At 65.9% G+C, this 11,474-nt stretch carries 14 protein-coding genes; 7 read left to right on the top strand and 7 right to left on the bottom strand.

Translation table 11 applies throughout. From position 1 onward, the window contains the following. Positions 1-74: 74 nt before the first annotated feature. Positions 75-1,154, bottom strand: coding sequence for a recombinase RecA (gene recA, locus IY145_RS12305; RefSeq protein WP_196408478.1), 1,080 nt, complete (start codon positions 1,152-1,154; stop codon positions 75-77). Between the two features lie 309 nt (positions 1,155-1,463). Between recA and pyrE the strand changes: the two genes are divergently transcribed. Together pyrE and IY145_RS12295 are read left to right on the top strand one after the other, a co-directional pair. Beyond that, the gene (pyrE, locus tag IY145_RS12300; protein WP_196408477.1) at positions 1,464-2,060 is read left to right on the top strand and encodes an orotate phosphoribosyltransferase; all 597 of its coding nucleotides are present in this window, start codon (positions 1,464-1,466) and stop codon (positions 2,058-2,060) included. A 12-nt stretch (positions 2,061-2,072) separates the two neighbouring features. Beyond that, positions 2,073-2,396 (top strand): c-type cytochrome, encoded by a 324-nt coding sequence (locus IY145_RS12295; protein WP_196408476.1) that lies wholly within the window; start codon positions 2,073-2,075, stop codon positions 2,394-2,396. Positions 2,397-2,405: 9 nt separating this feature from the next. Here the strand turns inward: IY145_RS12295 and IY145_RS12290 are convergent, their stop codons facing one another. From IY145_RS12290 to IY145_RS12280, 3 genes are all read right to left on the bottom strand, one after another. Next, positions 2,406-2,876: a DUF3617 family protein gene (locus IY145_RS12290; RefSeq protein WP_312030581.1), complete on the bottom strand. Its 471-nt coding sequence runs from the start codon at positions 2,874-2,876 to the stop codon at positions 2,406-2,408. Positions 2,877-3,059: 183 nt separating this feature from the next. Beyond that, positions 3,060-3,557 (bottom strand): peptidoglycan-binding protein LysM, encoded by a 498-nt coding sequence (gene lysM, locus IY145_RS12285; protein WP_196408475.1) that lies wholly within the window; start codon positions 3,555-3,557, stop codon positions 3,060-3,062. Between the two features lie 80 nt (positions 3,558-3,637). Further along, on the bottom strand, positions 3,638-4,309 hold the full coding sequence (locus tag IY145_RS12280) for an SGNH/GDSL hydrolase family protein (RefSeq protein WP_196408474.1): 672 nt from the start codon (positions 4,307-4,309) through the stop codon (positions 3,638-3,640). Between the two features lie 64 nt (positions 4,310-4,373). Here IY145_RS12280 and IY145_RS12275 point away from each other — a divergent pair, with 64 nt between their 5' ends. From IY145_RS12275 to IY145_RS12265, 3 genes are all read left to right on the top strand, one after another. Continuing rightward, positions 4,374-4,877 (top strand): DUF2165 family protein, encoded by a 504-nt coding sequence (locus tag IY145_RS12275; RefSeq protein ID WP_196408473.1) that lies wholly within the window; start codon positions 4,374-4,376, stop codon positions 4,875-4,877. A gap of 121 nt (positions 4,878-4,998) precedes the next feature. Beyond that, a complete protein-coding gene (locus IY145_RS12270) occupies positions 4,999-6,270 on the top strand; it encodes a cytochrome-c peroxidase (RefSeq protein ID WP_196408472.1) in 1,272 nt (423 codons plus the stop codon). Positions 6,271-6,344: 74 nt separating this feature from the next. Beyond that, a complete protein-coding gene (locus tag IY145_RS12265; RefSeq protein WP_196408471.1) occupies positions 6,345-8,042 on the top strand; it encodes a mucoidy inhibitor MuiA family protein in 1,698 nt (565 codons plus the stop codon). Here IY145_RS12265 and IY145_RS12260 read toward each other — a convergent pair. Next, positions 8,011-9,183 carry an acyltransferase gene (locus tag IY145_RS12260; protein ID WP_196408470.1) on the bottom strand — a complete coding sequence of 391 codons (1,173 nt, stop codon included), beginning with the start codon at positions 9,181-9,183 and terminating at the stop codon, positions 8,011-8,013. The two genes, IY145_RS12265 and IY145_RS12260, sit on opposite strands and share 32 nt — an antisense overlap. Positions 9,184-9,398: 215 nt before the next feature. Between IY145_RS12260 and IY145_RS12255 the strand changes: the two genes are divergently transcribed. Beyond that, a complete protein-coding gene (locus IY145_RS12255) occupies positions 9,399-9,833 on the top strand; it encodes a heme-binding protein (protein ID WP_196408469.1) in 435 nt (144 codons plus the stop codon). On the opposite strand, the gene IY145_RS12250 is transcribed toward IY145_RS12255, so the two are convergent. Together IY145_RS12250 and IY145_RS12245 are read right to left on the bottom strand one after the other, a co-directional pair. Next, entirely contained in the window at positions 9,799-10,440 is a 642-nt protein-coding gene (locus IY145_RS12250) for a GDSL-type esterase/lipase family protein (protein WP_196408468.1), read from the bottom strand. The genes IY145_RS12255 and IY145_RS12250 overlap by 35 nt on opposite strands. Then, a complete protein-coding gene (locus IY145_RS12245; protein WP_196408467.1) occupies positions 10,437-11,150 on the bottom strand; it encodes an RluA family pseudouridine synthase in 714 nt (237 codons plus the stop codon). The genes IY145_RS12250 and IY145_RS12245 overlap by 4 nt, the downstream gene beginning before the upstream one ends. Positions 11,151-11,284: 134 nt before the next feature. Between IY145_RS12245 and IY145_RS12240 the strand changes: the two genes are divergently transcribed. Then, a complete protein-coding gene (locus IY145_RS12240; RefSeq protein WP_196408466.1) occupies positions 11,285-11,467 on the top strand; it encodes a hypothetical protein in 183 nt (60 codons plus the stop codon). Positions 11,468-11,474: the final 7 nt, after the last annotated feature.

The raw sequence follows: 11,474 nt of genomic DNA, 5'->3' as shown, positions 1-11,474 counted from the left end.
AACCGAGCCCTTCTAGAGCATTTGCCGGCGAAGTGAAACACCGCGCGGCCGCGAGACGCACAATGAGCGGCGCGCTACTCCTCCGCGCCAGCGCCATCCTCCTCGCCGCCAGCGTCGAGGATGCGCTCGGCGATGAGGCCGGAATTCTCGCGGATCGCCTGCTCGATCCGCTCTGCGGCCTCTTTGTTCTGCCTGAGGAAGGTCTTGGCGTTCTCGCGGCCCTGGCCGAGACGCTGGCTGTCATAGGAGAACCAGGCCCCGGATTTCTCGACGACGCCGGCCTTCACCCCGAGATCGACGAGCTCGCCGACCTTGGAGATGCCCTCGCCATACATGATGTCGAACTCGACCTGCTTGAAAGGCGGAGCGACCTTATTCTTGACGACCTTGACGCGGGTCTGGTTGCCGGTGACCTCGTCGCGGTCCTTGATGGAGCCGATGCGGCGAATGTCGAGCCGGACGGAGGCGTAGAATTTCAAGGCGTTGCCGCCGGTCGTCGTCTCCGGCGAGCCATACATCACGCCGATCTTCATGCGGATCTGATTGATGAAGATGACGAGCGTGTTGGAGCGCGAGATGGAGGCGGTGAGCTTGCGCAGCGCCTGGCTCATCAGACGCGCCTGCAGGCCGGGCTGCACATCGCCCATCTCGCCCTCGATCTCGGCGCGCGGCGTCAGCGCGGCGACCGAATCGACGACGAGCACATCCACCGCGCCGGAGCGCACCAGAGTGTCGGTGATCTCCAGCGCCTGCTCGCCCGTGTCCGGCTGCGAGATCAGCAATTCCTCGAGATTGACCCCGAGCTTGCGGGCGTAGACCGGATCGAGCGCATGCTCTGCGTCGACGAAGGCGCAGACGCCGCCCTTCTTCTGCGCCTCGGCGATCACATGCAGCGTCAGCGTCGTCTTGCCCGATGATTCCGGCCCGTAGATCTCCACGACGCGGCCGCGCGGCAGGCCGCCGACGCCGAGCGCTATGTCGAGCCCGAGCGAGCCGGTGGAGATGGTCTCGATCTCGACGGCCTTTTGATTCTTGCCGAGCCGCATGATCGAGCCTTTGCCGAAGGCCCGCTCGATCTGCGACAAAGCGGCGTCCAGCGCCTTGGTCTTGTCCACGGAGGTTCCTTCCACGAGGCGGAGATTGGCTTGGCTCACGGCGATGATTCCTTCTGGCACAGGCAGGGCGGCAGGCGCAACGCGAGATGCGGCCCGGAAGCGGGAGAGCGGCGAAAGACTTGTGATGATCGGATCGGTGTCGGACGCGAAGTTCGGATGGGCAGAGTGTATCCCATTTGTTCTCATCGCCAAGTTCTTTTTTTGTTCCGCACGGATTTTTCGTGATCCCCGTGCCGACGCCGACAGCGGGGGATGGAACCGGCTTGAAGTCCGCGAGTTCCTCGGCATAAGGGTTCCGAGCCGGCTCCCGGCGTTTTTCATCGATCGACAGCGGAGTTTCGACAGCCTATGAGCGACACGCGCGCGCCCACCCGTCCCGACGCCGTCCTCGATCCCGCCGATCCGCGCTGGGCGCGGCTGCATCGGCTGATCGACACGCATTCGCTGCTGCGCGGCGATTTCACGCTCTCCTCGGGCCGCAAGAGCAATTATCTCTTCCAGACCCGCCAGACGACCATGCTGCCGGAGGGCGCGCATCTCATCGCCGACATCGTCGTGGACTATATGAAGGCGCAGTCGATCGCCGGCGTCGGCGGCCTCGCCGTGGGGGCGGTGCCGATGGTGGCGGCGATCGCGGCGGTGAGCTTTGCCAAGGGCGCGCCGGTCGAGGCCTTTTTCGTGCGCAAGGAGGCCAAGGGGCATGGCGCGCGGGAGCGCATCGACGGCTATGTGCCCAAGGGCGGCGAGGCGCTGATCGTGGACGATGTGGCGACGACGGGCGGCTCTATATTGGAAGCGATCGCCGGCATGAAGGAGGAGCACCCGCAGGCGCGAGCCACGCGCGCTCTGGTCGTCATCGACCGCGAGGAGGGCGCCGCCGAAAAGCTCGCCGAGCAAGGAATCACGCTGGTGTCGATCTTCAAGCGGGGCGATTTCACGATCTGAGGGGAGAGCCGAATGAATTACGCGACGCCGACGTTCTTGGGCTTGCTCGCCATTGCGGCGCCGGCCGCCGCGCAATCGACCGATCCGGCGGCGGGGCGGCGTCTCGCCGCTTCGCTCTGCGTCGAATGCCACCGCATAGACGACAAGACGCCGGCCAAGGACGAGGCCGCCAAAGCGCCGAGCTTCGTCGATGTGGCGCGCATGCCCTCGACGACCGAGCTCGCCATCAAGGTCTTTTTGCGCAGCTCGCATCGGCAAATGCCCAATCTCATCCTCACGCCGGACGAGATCGATTCGCTCTCCGCCTATATCGTCGGCCTTGCGCCGAAGAAGTGACCGGCGACGTCAGCGCGCAGGCGGTTTGGGGCATTCGGGGCCGAGAAATTTTGCGTCTATGGTGAAGCCCGAGCGTTCTCGCGTGACGCCGCCGGCTTGCGTGAGCGTGATTTTCGATTGGGCGCGATACCAGCTCGTGAAATCTCCCGTGATGAGGAGGCTCGTCGTTTCACGCGCGCCGCGGAGATCGCAAGAAAATGTGACGATGACCTCGCCTCCAGCCGACTCGACGGTCGGCTTCGAGCAATTCTCTCGCGCGGCTCCGAGGATGCCGTCCCCGGCTTCGATGCACGCCTCATGCGTCTGCAGGCCCACTTCCGGCGATATCGTGGAGATTCGCCACAGGCCCGGCCGGCGCTGCGGCAGCTCGGCCGCGGGGCTCGGCGCTTGCGACGTTTGCGCGTTCGCGTTCGACGCGAGAGACAAAATTGCGGCGACCAATGTCGCAAAGCGCAGATGACGATCGGTGTGGACGCTCACGCTTCGCCTCGATCTCAGACGATATGGCCTCGGCCAGGGCGCGAAATATGCGGCGCTGGCGTCTTCCAGGCAACTCGCGATCGAGGGGAGAAGATGCAGGCGCTCGAGATTTGCTCCCGCGCTCGCGTTCGGTTTTTCCCGCGTGTCGCGCGGCTTCCTCGAGGGAAGCCGCGCGACAAGGCGTTACGCCTTGGCCTGGCCGGCCGCGCCTTCGACCTTGGGAATGCGCAGCACCTGGCCGGGATAGATTTTGTCGGGATCGGCGAGCAGCGGCCGATTGGCGGCGAAAATCTCTTCGAATTTGCCGCCCTTGCCGTGGCCGTATTGGGTCTCGGCGATCTTCCACAAAGTGTCCCCCTGGCGCACCTTGTAGAAGAGCGACTCCGTCTCCTGCTTGCCGACGACGATATTGCTCTCGACCTGCGAGACGCCTTTGGTGTTGCCGACGGCGAGCACGATCTTCTCGGCCTCGCTGGTCGACGGCGCCTTGCCGCCGAGCTTCACCTTGTCGCCCTCGACCGAGATTTCGATCTTGGAGGCGTCGAGACCCTTCTTCTCGATCTCCTTCTTCAATTCTTCCGGCGGAGCCGCCGCATTTTCGGTCGCGCCTTTGGGCGAAGGCGCGTCCTTGGCGATCGGCTCGCCGCTCTTCGAGTTGTTCCAGAAATTGAAGAGACCCATGTGTCGACCTCCTTCGCGAGCAACGTGAGCGCGAGCGTCGCGGAACGACGTCGCGCGGCGTTACATAGGGCGCGCCGCGCTCAGGCGATCCCCTTGCGAGAAAGGCGCTCGCCAGAGAGGCGCTCGCAGACCGCCTCGACCCAGATCTCCGTCGCCAGAGGCGAGAAATGCAGGCCGTCGTCGGTCATTTCCAGCCGCCGCGCGCCGCCTTCCGAGAGGCGCGGCTGAAGATCGACGACGGCGAGGCCGCGCGCTTCGGCGAGCGCGCGCATCAGCCGATTGGCCTCGTCTATGCGCGGCGCCTGCGCAGGATCGGCGACATGAGGCGAGAGCATGAGGACGCCTCGCGCATTCTCCGGCAGACGGCGGAGAAGCGCGCGAAAGTCGTGGTCGATCTGCGCGAGCGGCGCCTCGTCGAAGAGCAGATCATTCAGTCCCCCATCGATGACGAAGCAGCGCACGCCGATCATGCGCGCCTCGACGATCTGCGCGCCTATGTCCTTCAGCGTGGCGCCGCCGACGGCGAGGCGCAGCACATCGAAGGGTCGCGAGCCGAGCCTTCGCCAATCGCATTGCGCGGCGAGACTGTCGCCGACAATGGCGACGCGCGGCGGTCGCAGTCGCGCGACACGCTTATGCAGCGCGATGCGGAACGCCCGCCGCGTGCCGGCGTCCGAGACGAGGATCAGCGCGCCGCCGAGAAGAAGGAGAAAAGCGAGAGCGAAAAAAAATTGTGCGAGCGTCGCGATCATGGCCGGCTCTCCTACTCGCAAGCATGTCGCCGTGACATAGATTCAGCGGGGAGAGGAAGCCCCCATGATCCTCCGCGCCGCCAAAATCCTTCTCGTCCTCTGCGCCGGCCTGCTGGGCCTCCTCAGCGGCTTCGACAATATCATCGACTATGACGTGAATTTCGAGGTCGTGCGCCATGTCGCCTCCATGGACACGACCAAAGCCGGCGCGGCGACCATGGGTCGCGCCATCCTCTCCGACACGCTCCATCGGCTGATCTACGCCGGCGTCATCGCGACAGAGCTCGCCTATGGCGCGCTCTGCCTCTATGGAGCGCTGCGGCTTTTTGGCGCATGGCGGGGCGATGCGGCGACATTCGAAGCGGCCAAGGAATTCGCTATAGGCGGGCTCGCGCTCGGCTTCGCGCTTTATTTTTTCGGCTTCATGATCGTCGGCGGCGAATGGTTCCAGATGTGGCGTTCCGTTGATTGGAACTTCCAGCAGCCGGCCTTTCGATTCATCGGTTGCCTCGGCTTCATCCTCGTCTTCCTCGCCATGCCGGAGCCTGTGCGCGGCGAGCGCGGCTGAGCCGTCGACGCGAATTGTTTGGAACCGATCCAATCTATGAAGTTTGACGGGATTGTCGCTCCTTCACTAGATTTCGCGCCTCGCTCATTCGGAGAGTTTCATCTCTCGATCGGAGAAATTCATGGCGCTCGCGTTTCGATCGCGCCTCTCGACCTTGTCGCGCGCCTGCCTGTTTCTCCTCGCCGCGGCGTCGCCCGCGGCGAGCCTCGAATCCGCGACGACGGATGCGCGGACGGCGGACGAAGCCGGCCTCGCGCCGCGCGAGCTGCTGGGCAAGAGGATTTTCGAGGACAAGCGGCTCTCGGAGCCCCAAGGCCTCTCCTGCGCCTCCTGTCATGATCCGGCCAAGGCGTTTCAGGGCAACAACGGCTCGCCGATCGCGGCGCTGGCGCGCGGCAGTCGGCCGGATGCGCTCGGGACGCGCAAGACGCCGACGCTCTCTTACGCCTCCTTCAGCCCGCGCTTTCACTTCATGAAGAAGAAGGACGAAGAAACCGGCGAGACGGAGCTCGTTCCTGTCGGCGGACAATTTTGGGACGGACGCGCGAATGATCTCGTCGCTCAGGTCGAAGGGCCGCTGCTCAATCCGCGCGAGATGAACAATCCGTCCAAAGCCGTCGTCGTCGAGAAGATCGGGACGGGCCCTTATGCCGATCTCGCGCGGCGCGTCTATGGCGAGAAGATTTTCGAGAGCGATTCCGCCTTCGAGAAATTGGCGCGCGCCGTCGCGGCCTATGAGAGCTCCGCGCGCTTTCATCCCTTCTCGTCGAAATTCGACGATTTTCTGCGCGGGCGCGAGAAGCTGACGGCGGAAGAAGCGCGCGGTTTCGCGCTGTTCAAGGACAAGAAGAAGGGCAATTGCCTCGCCTGTCACGTCGGCGAGGAGACGTCGCGCCGCCCGCAGGACTGGCTCTTCACCGATTTCAGCTATGACGCGCTCGGCGCGCCGCGCAATTTGGCGATCCCCGACAATAAGGATGCGGATCACGTCGATCTCGGCCTGTGCAAGCGCGAGGGCCTCGCGAAGATCGCGCCCAAGAATTATGCGATCGACGGCCTCTGCGGCCAGTTCAAGGCCCCGACCTTGCGCAATATCGCCGTGACCGGCCCCTATCTGCACAATGGCGTCTTCTCGAGCCTGCGCGACGTCGTCGCCTTTTATGCGACGCGCGACACCGATCCGGCGCGCTGGTATCCGAAGAAGGCGGGGGCGATCGACAAATACGACGATCTGCCGGAAAAATTCCACGACAATGTGAATGTGAAGGAAGTTCCCTATGATCGAAAGCCCGGCGAGACGCCGCGGCTCGACGATGGCGAGATCGACGCCATCGTCGCCTTCCTGCACACGCTGACCGACCGCCCGGCGCACGCCGGCCGGGCCGAGAAATAGCGCCGCCTCCGCCGCGAAAAGGCCATAAGCATTGGGCCGGATAGAACCTCCTTTTCCCTCGAGGAGGCGGCCCCATGCGGCTTCGCGTCATACTGCTCGTCTGTGTCTCATCGACTGTCGCTCTCGCCGCCGCACAGGCGAAAGAGACGATCGTGGAGGCGGCCTCGACGATCGACAGCGTCATCGTCCATCCCGACGCGGCGACGGTGACGCGCGAGGCGACGATCGATCTCGTCGCCGGAGCCTCGACCATTCTCCTCAAAAACCTTCCCTTTTCGCTCGACCCAGATTCGCTGCGCGTCTCTGGAGAGGCCAATGGCCGCGTGACGATCGGCGCGGTCGAAACGCGCCTCGCGCCGGACGAGACGCGCGCGCCGGATTCGGCGATCGAAGCAAAGCTGAAGCAATTGCGCGGCGCGCGCGAGGGCTTGCAGGTGACGCTCGACGCGCTCGCCGCCAAGCAGGCGATGATCGCCCGCTATTCGCAGGCCGGCCCGGAGAAGATCGCGCCCGAGGCGCGGCCCCTCGCGATCGGCGAATGGAACGCGGCCTTCGACGCGATCGGCTCCGCGCTGACGAAGACCGGCGAGGAATTGCGCAATGCGCGCGCCAAGGCGAAAGAGCTCGACGACGAGATTCATGCGCTGGAGGTCGGAGCGGGCGGACGCGCGACGCGGCGCCCGGCGCGCGAGGCGGCCATCGCCGTCGAATCGGCGAGCGGAGGAAAGCTGCGTCTGACCATCGCCTATCTCGTCTCCAACGCCTTTTGGCGGCCCGCCTATGACGCGCGGCTCGACACGAGCGGCAAGGACGGCAAGCCGCGGCTCGATCTCGTTCGCCGCGCCACGGTGACGCAGAACACGGGCGAGGATTGGAGCGATGTCGCGCTCACCGTCTCGACGACGCGGGCGCATCGTGGCGCGGCGGCGCCCGATGTGCAGCCGCAGCGGGTGAGCTTTTACGAGCCGCCCGTCGTTTATGCGCGCAAAGCCGCCGCGCCGGCGGCGGCGCTCGAACGCGGCGTCGCGACGCGCAGACCGGCGGAGTCGGCGACCCTCGCCGCGCCTATCGCCCCGGCGCCCGAGCCTGCGCCCGTGGAGCAGCAGACCGCCACGCTCGAATCCGACGCGTTTCAGGCGAGCTTCAAAATCCCCGGGCGCGTCGGCGCGCCCGGCGACGGCGCGACCAAGAGCTTCATCCTCTCCTCACGCCGCATGGAGCCGACGCTCGTCGCGCGCGTCGCGCCGGCGCTCGATCCGACCGCATTTCTCGAGGCGCGCATCGTCAATGAGGAGGATGCGCCGCTGCTGCCCGGCCCCGTCGCCGTGCAGCGCGACGGCGTCCATGTCGGACAGAGCCGCATCGCTTTCGTCGCGCCGGGAGAGGCTGTCGAATTGGGCTTCGGCGCCGATGACAGGATCAAGGTCGCGCGCGCGCCGGTCAAACGCGTCGAGAACGAGCCGAGCTGGTTCGGCCAGACGAAATATGAGACGCGTGATTTCAAGACGACGATCCAGAATCTGCATGACTTCGCCATTCCGGTGACGGCGATCGATCAGATTCCTTTTTCCGAGAACACGGCGATCACGATCGAGACCTTGCCGCAGACGACGCCGCCCACGACGAAGCAGCTCGCCGACAAGCGCGGCGTGATGGCCTGGAGCTTCGACGCCAAGCCCGGCGAGACCAAGGAGCTGCGTCTCGCCTATCGCGTGAAATGGCCGGCGGAGCGCGAGATCGTCACCCAGCCGGCGCCCATCGCTCAGAGGTGACGCGCTCCCGCCTTCCGAACGCGATAAAGGGCTGCTCGACAAATCGATAGCAGAGATCCGCGAAGGCCAGCAGGCAGACGAAGGCGACCGGCGTCGCGACGAGCTGCGTCAATGCGCCGCCGGTCGGCGCGACATTTTCGGCGGCGACCATCGCGAGGCCGAAGAAGGCGTTGTGGAAGAGATAGATCGAATAGCAACGCTCGCCCGCCCAGACGAGCCAGCGGTGTGGCGCGGTCTGTTCGAGCCGCGAGCCCGAGGGCATGGCGGCGGCCGCGAGCACCAAGACCGCGGCGAGCGCGTCGACAGGCGCGAGATAGAGGGAGAACGCCTCGACGCTCGTCCGCGTCGACGCATGCGCGAAAGCGGCGAGCGCCGCGAACAGCGCCATCGAGCCGGCGGCCAGCACGCGCGCCGGAAGCCGCGCGAGAATGTCGGGCCGCGCATTGGCGAGAATAGCAGCCAGCACGCCCCAGCCGAAAGCGTCCATTCGGGCGATCGGCCAGCAATAGGCCGCCTGAGCGGGCATATGCGCGCCGATGAGCAATCGGATCGCCGGCCCCGTCACGATCGCGAGACCGGCGAGCAACGCCAATCGGCGACGCGTCATGCCGATGACGACGAGCGGGATGACGAGATAGAATTGCTCTTCTACCGCCAGCGACCAGCTATGCGCGAAGAAATAGCCCCTCCACGCGCCATCGGCGCCGATTTGCCAATTCTGGAGGAAAGCGAGGTAGTGAAGCGGCGAATATGCGCCGTCGAGCAGCCAATTCGACCAGCGCCCGGCGGGCAGGAGCGGCGCGAGCGCGAATCCCGAGGCGAGCAACAGCCAATAGGCGGGCAGAATGCGAAAAGCGCGGCGCCGGTAGAAGGCGAGCGCGGAGCTTCGTCCCGGCTCGCACAAAAGCAGACTGCGCGTGAGAAGAAACGCCGACAGGACGAAGAACAGATCGACGCCCGCGCCACAGGCGATCAATGTCTCGACGATCGGGGCCGGGATGGAGAACAGCTCATAGACGCCGCGCAGGCCGAGATAATGGCACTGGACCACGCCGAGGATCGCGAGGCCGCGGATCGCGGCGACATGCGGCGAATGGGCGCTATTCGATGAGCGGGGGACGACCGCGATCGGGGCGGGCAATGAACGACTCCAAATTCTCGACCGCGAGGCGCAAAATGTCGGGAAAAGGCGCCGGTCGAGCTCGAGTTTCGAACGCAAACGTAAACATTTCGTCTATCGCGCCGTCTCGGCGTGAACGGCGGATCGCCGGCGACCTCGCGGCGCGGCTCTTGAAAGCGCCTTCGGCGCAGCCATTTGAGTGATGTCGAAGCGCTCGCTTCCGAGGAGAGCTCCCCATGCATGTCAATATCGCCGCGGCGGAAGCCGCGATCACCGCCGCTCGCAAGCGCGCCGCCGAGCTCGGCACGAAAATGTGCATCGCGGTCGTCGATTCGGGCGCCGATCTCAAAGCCTTCCATCGCATGGACGACGCCTGGGTCGGCAGCATCGACATTGCGATCAAGAAGGCGAAGACGGCCGTCTTCTTCGGCATGCCGACCGGCGAGATCGGCAAATTGTCGCAGCCGGGCGGCCCGCTCTTCGGCATAGAGCATTCCAATGACGGGCTCATCACCTTCCCCGGCGGCCTGCCGATCGTCGATGAAGACGGCGTGCTCGTCGGCGCCATCGGCGTGAGCGGCAGCTCGGTGGAGAACGACCACGCGGTCGCGCTCGCCGGCGTCGCCGTCGTCGGCGTCAGCGATCTGCCGGCGCATCCTTGGCGGACGTGAGCTCGCCGTCGAGCCATGCGCGCCAAGCGGGAGACGCACCGATGAAATCGGCGAGCGCTGCATAGCCTCCACGATTGGGGTGGGCGCCGTCGCCGGCGTCCGCCTCGCGCAGAAACACCTCGCAGCGCGCGATGAAGCCGCGCGTCTCGATATAGGGAATGCGCAGCTCGGCGCCGAGGCTGCGCATTTCGCCGCAGAGCCGATCGATGCGCGCCTCGACGCGCGGCCCGCCCGGTAGAAACGGCCCGACCATCAGAACGGGCGCGAGCATGGCGGCGTCGCGCAATATTTTCTCCGCATGGGCGAGCGTCGCCTCGAGCGGCATGCGCGCGCCGCCCGCTTCATCCTCCGCGCAATCATTGGCGCCGAAGGAAAACGCCAGGCGCGCGTCGCAGCCGGCAGGCAGGCGGCGGCGCGCCTCCTCCTCCCAACGCGCGGCGATGTCGGCGCTGGTGTCGCGGCGAACGCCGAGATTATAAGAGGTCACGTCCCGGCCCGCGCGCCGCGCGCGCGCGACGAGACGGCCGACCCAGCCGAGGCCGTCGTCGTCGCCCGTTCCATTGACGAAACTATCGCCGAAAAAGCAGATGCGGATGGGCCCGGTCATGGTTCCTCGCCGCTCCATCCGCAGAGCGCGAGCGTGTCCAGCATATGCGACGGCGCGGGGGCGCGAACGACGATGCGCTCCTTGTTCTCGCGCATCGGAACGTCGATCTCGCGCGCATGAAGATGCAGCGGCGGCGCGCCTTCGCGCTTGCCATGGCCATAGACGGGATCGCCGAGGATCGGCCAGCCCATCGCCTGGCAATGAACGCGCAGCTGATGCGTGCGGCCCGTATGCGGCTTCAGCTCCAGAAAGGCGATGTCGTCGCCTCGCGCATCGCGGCCGCGGCCCATGACGCGCCATGAGGTCTGCGCCGGCAGGCCCAGCGGATCGGGCCGCATCCACCAGCCGCGCGTCGAATCGAGCTTGCCGAGCGCCATGTCGATATGGCCCTCCTCCGCCTGCGGCGCGCCTTCGACGATCGCCCAATAGGTCTTTTTGATGCGCCCGTCATGGAAGAGCTTGCCGAGCCGCTCCAGCGCCTTGCGGTGACGGCCGAGCACGAGGCAGCCGGAGGTGTCGCGATCGAGCCTATGGGCGAGCGCGGGCGAGCGCGGCAGGCCGAAGCGCAGCGCGTCGAAATGATCCTCAAGATTGTCGCCGCCCTTGGGGCCGCGATGCACGGGCAGGCCCGCCGGCTTGTCGACGACGAGCATCAGCCCGTCCCGATAGAGCAGCCGCGAGACGAGATCGTCCGGAGTCATGGGAAGCATCCTAATTGAAACGCGCGGCGATTTCGCCCGCCTGCGCGTCTACGGGCCCTTGCCGCCGATATCGGCGCGCTAGCTAGAGAGATGCGGAGCCAGCCCTGCTCGAAGGGCTCGCGATAAAAATAACGGAGAGCACCATGGCCGAAGGAGATCAAGTCGACCGCATGTTGACGCGGAACGCCTATATTTTCGGAGGAGTCGGAGCCGTGCTCGGCGCCGTCATGGGGGCCGGCGTCGTCGGCTTTCCCGCCGCCATCGGGGCCGTGATCATCGGCGCCCTGCTCGGCGGCATACTCGGGTCTTTCATCGTCACCAAATGAGCGTGAC

It is taken from the genome of Methylosinus sp. H3A, from assembly GCF_015709455.1.
In the GTDB taxonomy this organism is placed as follows: domain Bacteria; phylum Pseudomonadota; class Alphaproteobacteria; order Rhizobiales; family Beijerinckiaceae; genus Methylosinus.
Note: the sequence above shows the minus strand (reverse complement) of the source record. Positions and strands in the feature narration are given on the sequence as shown.

What these genes read in the sequence shown, in the direction of transcription:
- IY145_RS12250 (WP_196408468.1), bottom strand. Translation starts at nt 10,440, where the DNA reads ATGACCGGGCCCATCCGCATCTGCTTTTTCGGCGATAGTTTCGTCAAT.
- IY145_RS12255 (WP_196408469.1), top strand. Translation starts at nt 9,399, where the DNA reads ATGCATGTCAATATCGCCGCGGCGGAAGCCGCGATCACCGCCGCTCGC.
- IY145_RS12240 (WP_196408466.1), top strand. Translation starts at nt 11,285, where the DNA reads ATGGCCGAAGGAGATCAAGTCGACCGCATGTTGACGCGGAACGCCTAT.
- pyrE (WP_196408477.1), top strand. Translation starts at nt 1,464, where the DNA reads ATGAGCGACACGCGCGCGCCCACCCGTCCCGACGCCGTCCTCGATCCC.
- IY145_RS12270 (WP_196408472.1), top strand. Translation starts at nt 4,999, where the DNA reads ATGGCGCTCGCGTTTCGATCGCGCCTCTCGACCTTGTCGCGCGCCTGC.
- lysM (WP_196408475.1), bottom strand. Translation starts at nt 3,557, where the DNA reads ATGGGTCTCTTCAATTTCTGGAACAACTCGAAGAGCGGCGAGCCGATC.
- IY145_RS12275 (WP_196408473.1), top strand. Translation starts at nt 4,374, where the DNA reads ATGATCCTCCGCGCCGCCAAAATCCTTCTCGTCCTCTGCGCCGGCCTG.
- IY145_RS12265 (WP_196408471.1), top strand. Translation starts at nt 6,345, where the DNA reads ATGCGGCTTCGCGTCATACTGCTCGTCTGTGTCTCATCGACTGTCGCT.
- IY145_RS12245 (WP_196408467.1), bottom strand. Translation starts at nt 11,150, where the DNA reads ATGCTTCCCATGACTCCGGACGATCTCGTCTCGCGGCTGCTCTATCGG.
- IY145_RS12295 (WP_196408476.1), top strand. Translation starts at nt 2,073, where the DNA reads ATGAATTACGCGACGCCGACGTTCTTGGGCTTGCTCGCCATTGCGGCG.
- IY145_RS12280 (WP_196408474.1), bottom strand. Translation starts at nt 4,309, where the DNA reads ATGATCGCGACGCTCGCACAATTTTTTTTCGCTCTCGCTTTTCTCCTT.